At 57.6% G+C, this 15819-nt stretch carries 16 protein-coding genes; 2 read left to right on the top strand and 14 right to left on the bottom strand.

Features of this window, described 5'->3' with window-relative positions:
- Positions 1-20: 20 nt before the first annotated feature.
- The 12 genes from ACO4XG_RS05050 to ACO4XG_RS05105 all read right to left on the bottom strand — a co-directional run bounded on the left by ACO4XG_RS05050 (position 21) and on the right by ACO4XG_RS05105 (position 12484).
- The gene (locus ACO4XG_RS05050; protein WP_308508343.1) at positions 21-695 is read right to left on the bottom strand and encodes an LbetaH domain-containing protein; all 675 of its coding nucleotides are present in this window, start codon (positions 693-695) and stop codon (positions 21-23) included.
- Positions 692-2743: a DNA topoisomerase gene (locus ACO4XG_RS05055; protein WP_308508398.1), complete on the bottom strand. Its 2052-nt coding sequence runs from the start codon at positions 2741-2743 to the stop codon at positions 692-694. Before ACO4XG_RS05055 ends, ACO4XG_RS05050 begins: the two co-directional genes overlap by 4 nt.
- The gene (locus tag ACO4XG_RS05060) at positions 2740-3825 is read right to left on the bottom strand and encodes an aldose epimerase family protein (RefSeq protein WP_308508342.1); all 1086 of its coding nucleotides are present in this window, start codon (positions 3823-3825) and stop codon (positions 2740-2742) included. The genes ACO4XG_RS05055 and ACO4XG_RS05060 overlap by 4 nt, the downstream gene beginning before the upstream one ends.
- Before the next feature lie 79 nt (positions 3826-3904).
- Positions 3905-5002: an acyltransferase family protein gene (locus ACO4XG_RS05065; RefSeq protein WP_308508341.1), complete on the bottom strand. Its 1098-nt coding sequence runs from the start codon at positions 5000-5002 to the stop codon at positions 3905-3907.
- A gap of 61 nt (positions 5003-5063) precedes the next feature.
- Positions 5064-5189: a hypothetical protein gene (locus ACO4XG_RS05070; protein WP_308508340.1), complete on the bottom strand. Its 126-nt coding sequence runs from the start codon at positions 5187-5189 to the stop codon at positions 5064-5066.
- A gap of 130 nt (positions 5190-5319) precedes the next feature.
- Positions 5320-6426 carry an aspartate-semialdehyde dehydrogenase gene (gene asd / locus ACO4XG_RS05075; protein WP_308508339.1) on the bottom strand — a complete coding sequence of 369 codons (1107 nt, stop codon included), beginning with the start codon at positions 6424-6426 and terminating at the stop codon, positions 5320-5322.
- Positions 6427-6626: 200 nt separating this feature from the next.
- Entirely contained in the window at positions 6627-7169 is a 543-nt protein-coding gene (locus ACO4XG_RS05080; protein ID WP_308508338.1) for a glutathione peroxidase, read from the bottom strand.
- Positions 7170-7235: 66 nt separating this feature from the next.
- A complete protein-coding gene (locus ACO4XG_RS05085; protein WP_308508337.1) occupies positions 7236-7805 on the bottom strand; it encodes a hemerythrin domain-containing protein in 570 nt (189 codons plus the stop codon).
- Positions 7802-8401 carry a hypothetical protein gene (locus ACO4XG_RS05090; protein ID WP_308508336.1) on the bottom strand — a complete coding sequence of 200 codons (600 nt, stop codon included), beginning with the start codon at positions 8399-8401 and terminating at the stop codon, positions 7802-7804. Before ACO4XG_RS05090 ends, ACO4XG_RS05085 begins: the two co-directional genes overlap by 4 nt.
- A gap of 149 nt (positions 8402-8550) precedes the next feature.
- Positions 8551-9966 carry a pyruvate kinase gene (gene pyk, locus ACO4XG_RS05095; protein ID WP_308508335.1) on the bottom strand — a complete coding sequence of 472 codons (1416 nt, stop codon included), beginning with the start codon at positions 9964-9966 and terminating at the stop codon, positions 8551-8553.
- A 96-nt stretch (positions 9967-10062) separates the two neighbouring features.
- Positions 10063-11160 carry a sugar kinase gene (locus tag ACO4XG_RS05100; RefSeq protein WP_308508334.1) on the bottom strand — a complete coding sequence of 366 codons (1098 nt, stop codon included), beginning with the start codon at positions 11158-11160 and terminating at the stop codon, positions 10063-10065.
- A gap of 31 nt (positions 11161-11191) precedes the next feature.
- Positions 11192-12484 carry a glycosyltransferase family 2 protein gene (locus ACO4XG_RS05105; RefSeq protein ID WP_308508333.1) on the bottom strand — a complete coding sequence of 431 codons (1293 nt, stop codon included), beginning with the start codon at positions 12482-12484 and terminating at the stop codon, positions 11192-11194.
- A gap of 217 nt (positions 12485-12701) precedes the next feature.
- Here ACO4XG_RS05105 and ACO4XG_RS05110 point away from each other — a divergent pair, with 217 nt between their 5' ends.
- A complete protein-coding gene (locus ACO4XG_RS05110; protein WP_308508332.1) occupies positions 12702-13211 on the top strand; it encodes an HD domain-containing protein in 510 nt (169 codons plus the stop codon).
- A gap of 3 nt (positions 13212-13214) precedes the next feature.
- The gene (locus tag ACO4XG_RS05115) at positions 13215-13727 is read left to right on the top strand and encodes a DUF1836 domain-containing protein (RefSeq protein WP_308508331.1); all 513 of its coding nucleotides are present in this window, start codon (positions 13215-13217) and stop codon (positions 13725-13727) included.
- Positions 13728-14075: 348 nt separating this feature from the next.
- On the opposite strand, the gene ACO4XG_RS05120 is transcribed toward ACO4XG_RS05115, so the two are convergent.
- Positions 14076-14876: an ABC transporter ATP-binding protein gene (locus ACO4XG_RS05120; RefSeq protein WP_308508330.1), complete on the bottom strand. Its 801-nt coding sequence runs from the start codon at positions 14874-14876 to the stop codon at positions 14076-14078.
- Positions 14870-15817, bottom strand: a complete 948-nt coding sequence (locus ACO4XG_RS05125) for an ABC transporter permease (RefSeq protein ID WP_308508329.1) — start codon at positions 15815-15817, stop codon at positions 14870-14872. The genes ACO4XG_RS05120 and ACO4XG_RS05125 overlap by 7 nt, the downstream gene beginning before the upstream one ends.
- Positions 15818-15819: the final 2 nt, after the last annotated feature.

The raw sequence follows: 15819 nt of genomic DNA on the forward strand, positions 1-15819 counted from the left end.
CCCGTAGCATCCGTTTCCTCTCAATTTCGTTTTATGACGATGTTCCTTGCACTCTTCACAATCGAATTCGCGGGCACCGGACCGCGCACCGAGGTCAGCGGGTAAATCATCGTATTCTTTCCGACGACAGAACCGGGGTTTAAGACCGTGCCGCAGCCCACCTCGACATAGTCGCCGAGGATCGCGCCGATTTTCCGGAGGCCTGTCTCGATTGCCCCGTCATCAGTCCGGATCACGATGTTCTTCCGGTCGGACTTGATGTTGCTCGTAATCGAACCCGCGCCCATGTGCGCGTGGTAGCCGAGAATCGAGTCGCCGACATAGTTATAATGCGGCGCTTCGACACTGTCAAAGAGCAGTGAGTTCTTAAACTCGCAGGAATTGCCCGCGACACTGCCCGCGCCGATCAGCACATTTCCGCGAAAATAAGCGCAGTGCCTGAGTTCCGCGTTCGCACAGACAATGAGCGGCCCCGTGAGGCTCACACTCGGCGCGACTTTGGCGCTCTTATGAATCCAGATCTGCTCGCCCCGCTTTTCGTATTCATCCGGGGAAAGTTGCGAGCCTACTGCGACAATCCACGCCCCGAGCTCGGGGAGCGCCTCGTAAGGATAGCGGAACTTCGCGAGAAAATCCCCCGCCATGCTGCGACTCAGGTCAAAGAGCGCCTTCACTTCGATCTCTGCTGCCTTCATTTACTGCCTCCTTTTCGCCGTACCGCGCGCCGTTTTTCCGTGACGGCCGGATAATACTGTCTGCTCGCCTCAAAGGCCTCGCGGAGCTTATAGCTTGCGCTCTGCTTTGCCGCGAGACCGGTGCGCCGCGCCACAAAGTCACGGAGTTTTGTCATGTAATCGGCCTCGCTGATTTCGCCCTGCTGCACCATCGTGAGCCCCTTCTCCCAGCTCGCCGTGAGCTCGGGGCGGAGGAGGGGCGGCATCGAGAGATTCACTGCCTCCACAATCAGTTCGCCGAGCTGGGTCGGCGTGATAATCTGGGTTTTTCCGTTCAACGCAAGGTATTTGTTGTTGACGAGTTTTTTCAGAATTTCCGCGCGGGTCGCACTCGTGCCGATGCCGGAGCCCTTAATCTGGCTCCTGAGTTCCTCATCCTCAATCAGCTGTCCCGCGTTTTCCATTGCGAGTATCATGCTGCCCGAGGTGTAACGCTTCGGCGGCGAGGTCTCGCCCTCGCGAAGGTCAAAGCCCTTCGCTTCGACCGCCGCCCCCTTTTTTGCTGCCGCGAGTGCGGCGGCAAGTGCAGCCGTACCGCTGTTTTCGGCCTCTCCCTCTTCTTCCTTCTCTTTCTCCTCTTTGTCCTTCTGTTTCTTCTCGCCGGACACTTTGAGCCACCCTTCTTCCGCGAGAGAGCGGATGCCGGCAAAGAAGTGTTCTCTGCCGAAGAGAAGTTCCAGAGAGCGCTTCTCATAGACCGCGGGCGGATAAAAAACAGCCAGAAAACGCCGCGCGATCATCTCGTAAATCTGCGCGGAGAGCGGCGAAAGCCCCGGGAGCGCCCCGAGTCCCTGTCCCGTCGGAATCAGTGCGTAGTGGTCGGTGATCTGCTTGTCGTCCGTGTAGCGCGTCTTTGCGATACCTTTGTAACTGCCGTTTGAGAGCACCTCCTGCGCGAAACCGCCGACCGCCTGCACCCGCGTGAGACCGCTCAGATTCTTCTGAATTTCTTTTGCGACCGCCGAGGAGAGGACACGCGCATCGGTTCTCGGATAGGTCACAAGCTTTTTCTCGTAGAGCTCCTGCGCGACCTTCAGGGTCTGGTCCGGGCTTATCTTAAAGCGCCGCGCGCAGTCGTTCTGCAGCTCCGCGAGGTTATAGAGTAAGGGTGGGCGCTTGACTTCCTTCTTCTTCTCGTTTTTTAAGAGCGTCGCCGTGCCCGGAAGAGCGGACATTAAATTCTGCCGAAACACTTCGGCATCCTCCTTTTTCAGGAAGCCGTTGTTCTTATAGAGCCCCGGAAAGCCCTCATAGGCAGAGCCCTTCTCCGCGCGCCACTCGCCGAAAAAGCGCTGACCCGAGAGCTCAAACTGCCCGAAGATGCGGTAAAAGACCGTCTTCCGGAAGGCTCTGATTTCATTTTCCCGCCGCACGACCATGCCGAGCACACAGGTCATAACGCGCCCGACCGAGACCACGGTATAGCGCTGCCGTAAAAATGAGGCGAGCGCCGCCCCGTAGCGGAGGGTCAGTACCCGGGAAAAGTTAATGCCCATCAGATAGTCTTCCTTCGCGCGGAGATAGGCCGCCGCCGCGAGATTCCGATAAGCGCTCCAGTCCTTTGCCTCGGCGACGCCGCGCCGTATCTCCTCCTCGGTCTGGGAGTCGATCCAGACCCGCTTTCGCACCTTCGTATCCGGCACGCCCGCCATTTGATCGACCAGGCGGTAGATGTACTCACCCTCGCGCCCCGAGTCGGTGCAGATATAAATCGTCTCGACATCCTCTCTGGTCAGCAGTCGCTTCACAATCTCAAACTGCTTTTTGACCTCCGGAATCACCTCATAGCGAAACGCTTCCGGCAAAAAGGGCAGGGTGTCGAGCGACCACTTTTGATAGCGCGCGTCATAGACTTCGGGATAACTCATCGTGATGAGATGACCGACGCACCAGGTCACAATGCTGTCGCCAGACTCCAGATAACCGTCCTGCCGCCGACCTGAAACGCCGAGCACCCGCGCAAACTCCTGCGCGACACTCGGTTTCTCCGCAATAAACAGCCGCTTCAGTTTGTCCCCTCCTCTTTTGCAAAGCCGCCGAAGCGGTAGATGCTGGTCGTCCGGAAGGTCTCCCCTAAGCCGATGACCGGCTGTACCCAGTCCGGGTGGTGCAGGGCGTCCGGAAAGCACTGGGTCTCAAAGCAGTAGCCGCCGCGTCTTTGGTAAAGCGCGCCGCCCTTCCCCCGCGGTGTGCTCTCGCCGAGCCAGTTCGCCGTATAGAACTGAAGTCCCGGGCGGTCGGTGTAGACTTCCAAGCTCCTGCCGCTCACCGGATCGTGTGCTTCCGCGACAAGGCGCACCCGGCCGTCGTAGTCCTTGACAACAAAGTTGTGATCGTACCCGTGGCCGAGTACCAGCTGCTCTTCGTTCGCCCCGATATCACGCCCTATGGGCTTCGTCTGCCGGAAATCAAAAGCAGTCCCCGTGACAGCCCGCACTTCGCCGGTCGGAATCGAGACTGCGTCGGTCGGCGTGAAATAATCCGCGTTCATCCGGACTTCCTGTCCGTCGACCGCCCCCGCGGCATGACCCGCAAGATTAAAATAAGCGTGGTTCGTCGGATTGAATACCGTGTGTGCGGCCCCCGCTGTCAGCGTTCCCGCATAGTGAATCTCGACCGCATTTTCCGCCGTGAGACGATAGGTCACGGAAAATGAGAGGGCGCCCGGAAAACCCTGTGCGCCGTCCGGCTCTTCCAGCGAGAAGCGGACCGCATTCTCTTCCTCGAGCACTTCTGCGCGGAACAGCCGCTTCCACCAGCCGTCCGGCCCCGAGTGAAGATTGTTCTCGCCCTGATTTTTTTCGAGCTGACAGTGCTTGCCGTCGAGCGTAAAACCGGCCCCCGCAATGCGGTTTGCATGCCGCCCGACGATTGCGCCGAGACAGCCCGGATTTCTCTCGTAAATCGCGGGATCGTCGTAGCCGAGTATCACGTCGACCGTTTTTCCGCCCCCGGCGGGCAGTTCCATGCCGACCCACGCCGCGCCGAGATCTGTAAAGCGCGCGCAAGCACCTGCTTGGTTGCTGAGCTCATAGAGCTTAGCCTCTCTGCCCTCCGAGAAGGTACCGAAACTTCTCTGTTTTACTGCCATTTTCTCACCTCCGCTGTCTGAGTGCCCTGCCTGTGGGCATTCCGCTTCGAACTCTCAATCTTTTATTTTAGCACATCTACTACATTTTTCTCTGTTTTTCCGTAGGCCCGAGAAGGACATCCAAGGCTTTCCCCGGCAGCTTTTGCACTGCGAGAAAGAGCCGGTACACGGGCTCCGCCGCAAAAAGCCTGACCAAAAGCAGAGAGAGCAAAAAGAGCAGGGGAAAGGCAAGCCGCGGACGCGTCGCAAAATAGGACGGGTAGCCGAGCAAGAGACCTATGTCTCTCAGCGGACGATGAAGCATATAGATCGGCAGACTCCGTTCACCGCGCACGGCGAGTCCCGCACCGAAGTTCGGAAGTCGAACGAGCAGCTTCCCGAACACAAAAAAGCCCGCACTGATGATGCCCGCGGCCAAATACCAGAAGAGCCGCAAAAGCCAGGGCGCCGTCCGAACAAGTTCCGGCATCGCGGAAGTATCCAGGCGGGTGTACCAGACGCCGTAAATCAGAGTCTGGTAGGGGTGCAGCCATCCGCCGCTATGAAAGACAAAATAGAGGGCAAGGACAGCAGCGACCAACATGAGTCCCCATTGCGCACGCCCTCCGTTCTTGATCCATGCAGAGAAGCGTTTTTCCCCGAGAAAGGCGCCGCCGTAAAAGAAGGGCGCAAAGGCAATCACACGGTCTAAGGCGAGAAAATCCGCGAGATGCAAACGCCCATCCAAGTCACCGAGACCCAGACTTAACGCAAGGATGAGGAGCAGCACCGGCGCTGCCTTAAAGGCGCGCCGTAACAGAGCAAAGAGCGGCAGGGCGAGCGTCCAGAGAAAGAGCGCGAGCACATACCAGGGGGTGCCGCTCTCATGCCAAAAATCCGGCCAAGTTCCGCCCGTTTGATAGGCTGCCCGCTCCGGGTAAAAGACCAGCCACTTAAAGCAAAAATAGAGCCAGAGTAAAGTGAGGCAGCGCTTACACCAGTGCCGCGGACTCCTGAGCGCATGTCCCGCGAAGAGCCCCGAGAGAAAGACAAAGGCCGGCATGTGAAAACTGTAGATCAAATCAAAGGGGAGATTTATGCTCCACACCCCGAAACCGAGCAGTGGCAGGAGAAAATGCCCGAGCACCACCAGAAAGATCAGTGCCCCCTTCATTCCGTCGATTTCCTTTGCCCTCATGCCTTCCCCCTTCTCCTTTGCGCTACCTTCGGGTTCTGTTCCCCCGGGATACACGTTCTGCTCAGCGCTCTGTATCTTCTGCAATGCTACGGTCTGCCCCTGCCGTCAGCTTGAAGCTTTTTTGTTGTCCTTCTCTTTTTCTTTGTTTCTCTTTGCGCACTGCTATGCCGCGCTTTGCATCTGCCAAATTCCGCTTTCATTCCGCTTCTATTCTACCGTAAGTGCCCGGATTCAGCCACAGCACAAAAGAGCCGCCTCCCAAAAACCGGGAGAGCGACTCTTTTCTCTGCGCTTACTATTCAGATGACACCGTATGCTTATTTCGCTGCGATATAGCCGAGGGCGGTCAGCGCCTCCGCGCACTCGACCGCGCCGCCCGCTGCGCCGCGGAGCGTGTTGTGGGAGAGGCCCACAAACTTCCAGTCGTAAATCGTATCTTCGCGGAGCCGGCCGATCGAGATGCCCATGCCGCCCTCGTAGTTCACATCAAGCGCGACCTGCGGGCGATTATCCTCCTCCATGTAGCGGATAAACTGCTGCGGTGCGCTCGGGAGCTTCATCTCCTGCGGCAGACCGCTGAACGCCGCGAGCTTCTCAAGGAGCTGTTCCTTCGTGGGCTTCTTCCGGAACTTCACGAAGACCGCCGCCGTGTGGCCGTTTAAAACCGGCACACGGATGCACTGGCTGCTGATCTTCGGCTCCGTCGCCGGCTCGATATGATCGCCCTCGATGTGTCCGTAAATGCGGAGCGGTTCTTTCTCGCTCTTTTCTTCCTCGCCGCCGATGTACGGGATGATGTTGCCGACCATTTCCGGCCAGTCCTTAAAGTTCTTGCCCGCGCCGGAGATGGCCTGATAGGTCGTGACAATCGCCTCGTAGGGCTCAAACTCTTTCCACGCCGCAAAGACCGGCGCATAGCTCTGAATCGAGCAGTTCGGCTTGACCGCGACAAAGCCTCTCTCGGTGCCGAGACGCTTTCTCTGCGCGGCGATAATCTCAAAGTGCTCCGGGTTCACCTCCGGAATAACCATCGGGACATCCGGGGTCCAGCGGTGCGCCGAGTTGTTCGAGACGACCGGCGTCTCGTGCTTGGCATAGGCATCCTCGATTGCGCGAATCTCTTCCTTCGTCATATCGACCGCCGAGAAGACAAAGTCCACTTCACGCGCCACCTGCTCGACCTCATTCACATTGTGAATGACCATCTTCTTGTAGCGCTCCGGCATCGGAATGTCGAGTTTCCAGCGGTCGCCGACCGCCTCCTCATAGGTCTTGCCGGCGCTCCGCGGGCTCGCCGCCAGGACCGTGACCTCAAACCACGGGTGCTGCTCCAGAATTGTCAGAAAACGCTGTCCCACCATGCCCGTTGCGCCGAGAACACCGACTCTCAGCTTTTTCTCAGGTGCGTGAAATTCTCTTTTCATCCTCAAATCCTCCGTACATGCGCCATTGCGCGAAATGCTCTCTCGTATGGCTCATAACTATACTCTGCTTTTTCCGAGTTGGCAAGTATGTTTTCGCGGTATGCGTACATTTGTGTTTATTGCACGGACAGACTTGTCGCTTTGCTCTTCTATCACGCAAAAACGCACAGTCCGCTCGGGACTGTGCGTCGTATTTTATGTCACAGCAGACTCTCCACAAACGCACGGACCTCTGCCATGTCCGCGGTCGGCTCAAAACGCTTCACGACATTTCCGTCGCGATCCACGACAAACTTCGTGAAATTCCACTTGATGTCCGGCTTCTCGGCGTAGTGTCTGTCCTGCTTCAGAAGAAGCGCGGACATCATCAGCGCCTTCGGCCCCTTGCCAAAGCCCGCAAATCCCTGCTGACTCTTCAGGAAGGTGTAGAGCGGGAGCTCGTGCTCGCCGTTCACCTCGGACTTCTTCTGCTGCGGGAAGGTCGTGTGGTACTTCAGCGTACAGAACTCGTGAATTTCCTCGTCCGTGCCGGGCGTCTGTCCCGCAAACTGGTTGCAGGGGATATCGATGATCTCGAGTCCCTTGTCGTGATCCGCCTCGTACATTGCCTCGAGCGGCTCATAGTGAGGCGTGAAGCCGCAACCGGTTGCCGTGTTGACAATCAGCATAACCTTGCCCTTGTAGTCCGAGAGTTTCAATTCTCCGCCGCCGACCGACGGCACACTGTAATCGTAAATGCTCATACCTTGTCCTTTCCGGTAAATACCAAACAGGCAAAGCCTAGCATAGCTCTAGGAATAAAACAAGTCTCAGGCCGCCGTGCCGTATTTCGTTTCGAGACGGTCTGCGATCGCCGTGTACTTGTCACGGAGTTCCTGCTCCGTAGGATCCGCCTCAAAAGCCGCCGAAGCCGCATTGATTTCCGCAAAGATTTCCGGCGAAAGACTGCGCTCGGCAAATGGGTAGACGACGGTATTTTCCTTTTCGATGTGGCGGTCTAAGAGCGCGGCATAGCCCATCGCCTCGGCGATAATATCGAGGCGGTTGTCATCGCTCGGGTCCTGCCGGAAGCGCTCTAACGCCTCGGTCAGGGCAAGCACATGCCCCCTGCCGAGATCGTGCTCGACCAGCATGCCGTGGGTCACCAGATTCTCACCGATCTTTCCCATGTTGGCGACCATCGCCTTGAAGAGGTGTTCCTCCTCCTTCTTGTGGTGGTGGTGATCCGCATAGTTCCGGATGAAGTCGATTGCCTCGGCAAAGTCCTCCTGATTTACTTCCTCGCCGTGCATCACCGAACGGCACATCGCGCGAAGCACCCGCAACATGCGTCTTATGTTCTCATGCTCTTCAACCATAAGGGAGATGCTCTCGTTCATGCCTTCTCCTTTAACACATAGCTCATCTCGGCGGGCGAGAGCAGCTCTAGGCGGGTGCCGGAGAGCATACCGCGCATCTCGGCGAGACGCAGCGCATAGTAGAGTTCCGGAGACTGACCGGCCTGAATCCAGAAGTCGCCGTGCAAATCCTGGTCGAGTGTCCAGGCAATGTGATCCTCCGCCTGCTCCGTCACACGGTCCACATGGTCGCAGGGCATGCCGTTCACAAGATTGTCGCCGTAGAAGCGATACGCCTCTGCGGGACTCGCCTCCGCCGGCACTGCATTCGACGCGCCGAACGCAAAGACCTCGTCTTCAATCCGGGACTTTGCGTCGCTGTCCTCTTTCAGAATCGCCGCGACAAGTGCCGCATAGCGACCCTCGGCGTCGTGAATGCGCGCCTGCAGCCAGCCGTGAATGTTGTCGGTGTCAATCAGCTCCTCGAGCGGACGAAGCTCGCGATTCACATAAGTCTCATACTTGCCGCTGTCGCCGCTTCTCGCGCCCTCCTGCTCGGCGAGAGTTGTGATCAGTTCCTCCTGGAGGCGAATTTTGCGATACAGCCAGTGGTGAATCGGTCCCAAAAATAAGCTCATACTTTCCTCATTTCTCCGCAGCCTCTGCGGTCTTTGTTTTTCTTTTTGCGGTTCCCTGTATACAGGAAGACGCCGTGCGGCATCCGCCCTACCCGAGCAGTCTACCACACGGCGTCTTTTTATTTCCGTTGCCGGTGCAACAAGTTGCGTCAAATCACTTCCATCACACGAATCATGTTCGTGTTGCCGCTCACGCCGAGCGGCAGACCTGCGGTCAGGATGACCGTATCGCCCTCGGACACCAGTCCAAGCTTCTTGGCTTCGTGGAGTGCGGCGTCAAAGAGCATGTCGGCATTGTCCTCCTGCGGAATCAGCACCGGAATCACACCGAAGAGCAGATTCATCTGGCAGGCAACCGTCTGGCTCACCGTGCAGGCAATGACCGGGCACTCCGGGCGGTACTTCGCGAGGCGTCTCGCCGTGAAACCGGAAATTGTGACTGTGACAATCGCCTTTGCGCGAAGATCCTCCGCGACCGTGCAGGTCGCATGGCTGATTGCGGTCGTCGCATCCTCTTGCTTCTCGGTCTCGAGTCTTCTTCTCCGCTCGCTGTAGTTGATGTCCTGCTCGGTCTTCTCGGCAATCTTGCTCATCATCTCGACCGCCTCGACCGGATAGCTTCCGGCCGCTGTCTCGCCCGAGAGCATAATGGCCATCGTGCCGTCGTAAATCGCATTTGCGACGTCCGTGACCTCGGCGCGCGTAGGCCGCGGGTTGTGAATCATCGAGTCGAGCATCTGGGTCGCCGTGATGACAATCTTGCCCATCTTTGCGCCGAGCTTGATGATGTCCTTCTGGATTGCCGGGACATCCTCAGCCGGAACCTCAACGCCGAGATCGCCGCGCGCCACCATGACGCCGTCGGCCTCCTTGAAGATTTCCTTGATATTCTTCACGCCCTGCACGGACTCGATCTTTGCGATGATCTTCATCTTGCTGCCGTGCGCATCGAGAATCTCGCGGATTGCGCGGATATCCGCAGCCGTTCTCGTGAACGAAGCCGCAATATAGTCAAAGCCCATCTGGCAGCCGAACTCAATGTCGCTTCTGTCCTGGTCGGAGATAAAGGGCATCGAGAGATCGGCGCCCGGAATGTTCACACCCTTGTGGTTCGAGACCTTGCCGCCGTTCTCGACCGTGCAGTGAATTTCGGTGCCGTCCACTTCGTCGACGCGAAGACCGATCAGACCGTCGTCAATCAGAATGACGCCGCCCTTCTGCACATCGCTCGGCAGTTCCTTATAACTTACGGAGACAATCGTGTTGTCGCCGAGCAGCTCTCTCGTGGTCAGCGTGAACTTTGCGCCCTTCTCAAGCACTTCCGAGCCGTTCTGAAAGTCGCGAAGACGAATCTCCGGGCCCTTCGTGTCGAGCAGCGTTGCAACCGGGAGACCCAGCTCTCTGCGGAGCTTCACCACGCGCTTGAATTTCTCGGCGTGCGCCTCGTGCGTGTCATGAGAAAAGTTAAAACGTGTCACATTCATGCCCGCGAGCATGAGCTTCTTCAGCATCTCCTCGCTGTCACTGGCAGGTCCAATCGTGCAGATAATCTTTGTCTTTCTCAAAATTCTCTCCTTTGAAGTCTCTCCCGAGACCTTGAAACTACAATATCTCTCTTCAAATCGCAGAATTTTAGCACAAGTCTTTCCCTTTTGCAAGTCTCAGCGCTTCACGCGCGCGCCCTTGCCCGCCATCAGCGCTTCGACCTCGTCGACACTTGCCATCGATGTGTCGCCCGGCGTGGTCATCGCGAGCGCCCCGTGTGCCGCGCCGTACTCGACCGCCTTCTTCGGGTCGCCCGTCGTCATGAGCCCGTAAATCAGACCCGAGGCAAAGCTGTCCCCGCCGCCCACGCGATCCAGCACTTCCATGGCCTCATAGCCGCGCGAAAAGGCGAGCGCACCGTCGGCAAAGCAAATGGCCTTCCAGTCGTTCACGGTCGCCGAGTGCACGGTGCGGAGCGTCGTCGCAACCACCTTCCAGTTCGGGAACTCGGCCGCGCCGCGCCGGAGCATCTCCTGGTACCCCTCCAGGTTCAGCTGATCGAGGCTCTCGCTGTTGCCGGGGACCTCGAAGCCGAGGCAGGCCGTAAAGTCCTCCTCGTTGCCGAGCATCACATCCACATAGCGCGCGAGGGCGCGGTTTACTTCCTGCGCTCTCGCCTTGCCGCCGATTGCATTCCACATCGAGGGACGGTAGTTTAAGTCGTAGGAAATCACGGTGCCGTAGCGATGCGCCGCCTCGCAGGCCGCAATCGCGGTCTCTCCGGCGCGCTCCGAGAGCGCCGCGTAGATGCCGCCGGTGTGCAGCCAGCGGACACCGATCTCGCCGAAGATGTAGTCGAAGTCAAAGTCCTCCGGCCCCATCTGCGAAATCGCCGTGTTGGCCCGGTCGGAACAGCCGAGCGCGCCGCGGACACCGAAGCCGCGCTCCGTAAAATTCAGGCCGTTCCGGCAAGTTCTGCCGATGCCGTCCGTCTTCACCATGCGGATAAAATCGGTCGCAACACCGCCCTGCTCAATGCAGTCGACCAGGAGCTTTCCGACTTCGTTGTCGGCGAAGGCCGTGATGACCGCCGTCTTTAAACCGAAACACTTGTGGAGACCGCGCACCACATTGTATTCGCCGCCGCCCTCCGAGACACGGAAGCTCCGTGCCGTTCTGACTCTTCCCTCGCCCGGATCGAAGCGAAGCATAATCTCACCGAGGCTCACGGCGTCAAAGGAACATTCCTCGCGCGGTCTGAGTTGCAGGTCCATTTGTCTGTCCTCCTTCGTGACTGTCGTTGGTTCAGCGCTCCAGCTGGGCGCGCATATTTTCCATCCTGCGCAGGCGGTTTTCGCGCTGCTGTTGCATTGCTTCTTCGGAGAACCCCTGATAGATGGTCTTCTCCGCCTCTTCCTCCGCCTGCAGTACGGCCTTTTTCAGTTCCTCCGCCTTCTCCGCGAGCACGGCGCTCTCCGGCTGGCCGAGTTCCGTCCGCACATAGCCCTTCAATGCGAGATACTCGAGCAGTGCATTCGCGCCAATCTGCGTAGCGTTCAGGTACTCCGCAAACTCGCGCATACTCTCAATCTTCTCAAAGTTTGCAAGGAACATAACCGCCGCGATTTCCCGCGGCTCGAGGTCAAAGCGCGCACCTATCGTTTCCGCGTAGCGCCGGAACAGGCGCTCGACATAATAGTGTTCCGTCCAGACATTGGCGCTAAGCGGCGCATGCGCCGCAAAGGCCTTTTCCTCGCCGAGTCGCTTCGAACCCGGTAAAAACGGAATCACGCCATCGTCATGCGAGTAGTCGAGCAGAAAGCCGTAAATTTCCGGCCGGTGGCTTGCATACTCCTCCTCCGAAAAGACTTTTTTGTAAAAGTCCCGGTAGTAGTTCAGCACATTCATCTTCATCCGGACGATGTTCGGGATATTCAGGCCCTGTTGCACGAGCGAGCCTTCTGTCTTCACATAGTAGTAGGTCGGCGCGCGGAGCACAAAAATGCGCTCGGCATGCAGAATGTACTCCATATTGAAGATAAAGTCCTCGCACCAGCGCAGCTTCTCGTCCATGCGGAGATGATAGTGCTCCACGATGTCGCGGCGGAAAAACTTGTTCCAGATGACGCCGTAATAGTAATCGGCCGGACTCTTTGCCATGCAGGCCGCAAATTCCTCCCGCGTGAGCAGGCCTTCTTCGTCAATCGAGCCCTTTCTGGCGGTCCACCCGTCTACGACGCGATAAAAGTCGGAAATCACGAGATCCGCCCGGTTTGTCTCGGCAGCGTGAAAAAAGAGAGCTGTCGCCTCCGGCGTGATCCAGTCGTCGGCGTCGAGAAACTGGAGATAGTCTCCGGCTGCGAGCGAGAGCGCCTGATTTCTCGTGTCCGAGACTCCGCTGTTTTCCTTGTGAACCACGCGAATGCGGGCATCTTTCGCCGCATAGGCATCACAGAGCGCCGGCGTGCCGTCTTTAGAGCCGTCGTCCATGACGAGCACCTCAAAATCCGTAAAAGTCTGCGCGAGCACGCTATCCAGGCAGCGCGCGAGAACCTTTTCGGCGTTGTAGACGGGAATGATAATCGAAACTTTCGGCATACACACCTCCCACCGGAAAAACGAAAAAAAACGCTTATTTCCACTTTCCAGTATACCTGTTTTCAAGGCAATGCGCCTCACATTTTCTCCGACTTCTCTGAATTAAATCCGAGAGTCCTCCCCGGGAGGATTGTCTCGGCGCCCGCTTTCCGCTATACTTGGGGACGTCGGCGAGGTACGCAGTGTTTTCGCCGCGCAAGAAAGAAGGTCTCGTTCTATGAATCGAAAATATTTTGACTATTTGGAGCAGACGGCCCCCGAAGCCGCTGCCATTCTGGAGAGCAGGAGTTTCCGCTCTCTCTTACATTATCCGCGTCACATTTACACAAATACCTATGACCACTCGGTCCGCGTCGCGGTCTGCATGGCCTGGCTTGCCGCGCGCAGCGGCGCCGACCCGAACAGTGCCGTCAAGGTGGGATTGCTCCACGACCTCTGCTTTGTCGACTACACCCGGAAAAACGACCACCCGGGGCTCTACTGCTTCTATCATCCCGAAGAAGCCGCGGCCAATGCCATGCGGGAATTCGGCCTGACCCGCAAAGAAGCGCGGGCCATTCGCGCGCATATGTTTCCGCTGAGCGTACATCTGCCGAGCTCCAAACTCGCCTTTCAACTGTTGCTCGCGGACAAAGCAGTCGCGCTCTACGAAGTCCTGCTGGGCGTTCATTTTCTCCGGAACCGGGTCTCGCACTTTGCGGCCCGCCGCATCATTCACTCTCGCTGAGCCATGGAAACCGAATACTTACTGCCTCGCTTTCGCGAATTGCCGCAGCTCGGCCTCTATTCCGATCAAGTTGTGACGCTCGTCAACGAAGTGTTGTCTCCCCTGTTGCCCGCGGACAGCCACCAAAAAAAGGACACACAGCCCTTCACGGCGTCGATGCTGAATAACTATGTGAAACTCCGCATTCTGACGGCTCCGGTCAAAAAACAGTACTCGAGAGAGCAGGTCGCAACCGCGATCGTGCTCTGCATTCTGAAGCAGGTCTACAGCATCTCAGAGATTGCCGCACTCATCTCCTTTGCTCTGGACAGTGCGGAGCTCCCGAAGGCCTATGACCGCTTTTGCGCGCTCTTTGAACAGATTCTGATTTGCACGCGGGAAAAGAGAGACTACGCCGAGGTCATCGCACAGGATGACACCATCTATCTCCTGAAAACCGTCCTGATTTCCTGCTCGGCAAAATTCTATGTAAAAGTGCGCCTCAGAAAAAATACAGGCCGCGCCGGACGGAACTGAAATCCGGTTCCAAAGCATCTCAATGTCCCGTCCCGACACGAGTTATAGGACAAAAAGAGTTGGTAAAAAGTGCTTCAAACCCTTGATATACAAGGGTTCTCTCTGCTTACATCTTCCTTGAAATAGTATGTTTGATCATGCGGCAAAACAGCTACAAGCCACAGAAAAAGGTGGAGAATTCAATCCCTAAGTGGGGTGATGCAATCGTCTGTAGCCAGCACCACCTCTTTTTGTCCGCTTAGCCTCCTTTTACCCTATCACGCAAAAAAAACCGCACAGGGTTTTGTGATCCCGTGCGGTTCTTCTTTTCGTTTGAAACCGGTATGACAGGCGTCCGGCCCTGTTGCTTCACTCGGAGAGCAGAATTCTGTCGTTGTCGAGTTCACTGCCCGCGCCCTGCTTGAAGCGATCCAGCAGATCCTGCACCGTCATCGCGGCTCTCGTCTCTCCGGACACATCGAAAACAATGCGCCCGCCGTCCATCATGAGCGTACGGTTGCCGAGCTCGAGGGCCTGATGCATGTTGTGTGTAACCATGAGGCAGCTGATGTGCCGCTCCCGGACAATTTTTGCCGTCAGGTCAAGCACCTTCTCGGCCGTCTTCGGATCCAGCGCCGCAGTGTGCTCATCGAGCAGTAACAGCTTCGGTGTGACCACGGTCGCCATCAAAAGCGTCAGTGCCTGACGCTGCCCGCCGGACAAAAGGCCGACCGGCTGCTCCATTCTGTCTTCGAGGCCCATATGAAGCTCGCTGAGCTGCTCCCGAAAGAAAATTCTGTCCTTCGCCGCGCTGCGGCTGAACGCACTCGTGTGCCCCGAGGCGCGGAGGTAGGCAATCGTCAGATTCTCCTCAATGGTCATGTGCGGCGCGGTACCGAGCAGCGGGTCCTGAAACAGGCGCCCGATGATGCGGCTCCGCTTGTGTTCCGGCAGAAAGGTGATGTCCAGATCGTCGAGAAAAATCTCGCCGTCATCCACAAAAAAGCTGCCGGCAATCGCGTTGAAAAAGGTGGACTTGCCGGCGCCGTTCGAGCCGACAATCGCCGCGAAATCGCCGTCCGGCAGCGTGAGCGAGAGGTCGTTCAGCGCGATCTTCTCGTTGACCGTGCCTTCGTTGAAGGTCTTCTTTAAATTCGAAACTCTCAGCATGCCTTGCCTCCTCTCTCCCGCCGCCGCCGCATGGCCGCCTTTTTCCGGCGGTGCAGGGCAAGGGCGCGCTGTGCCTCCGGCGCCGCAATCGCAATCGCGACAATCAGGGCCGAGACCAGCTTAAAGGCCTCTGTCGGCGCGTTTAAGCGGAGCGCAATCGAAATCATGAAGCGGTACAGGCAGGAGCCGATCACGACGCCGACAATTCGGACCGGCATGCGCCGCTTGCCGAACAGCGTCTCGCCGATGATCAGCGCGGCAAGCGCTATCGTGACCATGCCCGTTCCGAGGTTAATGTCCGCCGACTTGTTATAGTTCGCGAAGAGCGAGCCCGCAAGACCGGTCAGCGCGTTCGAGCAGCAGAGTCCCACGACTATCATAAACGAGGGATCGATTGACGAAGCCCGTACCATTTCCATGCTGTCGCCGGTCGCCCGGATCGAGAGGCCGATCCGGGTCTTCAGAAACCAGTTGAGAGCCGCGCAGATCAGGGCGACCAGAATCAGAAGCAAAATACTTCTCGACCAGTCGCCGAGCACCGTCCCGTCAAACAGTTTGCCCCAGAGCGAAAAGAGGGTGTCCGTCCCGAAAATCGAGACATTCGAGGAAAAGCCCATGACGCCGAGGTTTACGGTATAGAGTCCCGTATTCACAATGATGCCCGCCAGAATACTCGGCACGCCGAGCTTGGTCTGCAGCAAGGCGGTCACCGCCCCCGAGAGCACACCGGCCAGCATCGCCGCCGGGATTGCAAGCAGCGGATGCCCTGACATCGTCACAACCGCACTGACCGCGCAGCCAAGCGTAAAGCAGCCGTCCGTCGAGAGATCACAGATATTCAGGATACTGAAACTGATAAAGAGTGACAGCGCGACAATCGCATAAATCAGGCCGACCTCCAGCGCTGTCCGCAGCATAACCGGCGTCAAAAAACTTTCCACAG

This window comes from Stomatobaculum sp., assembly GCF_057248925.1.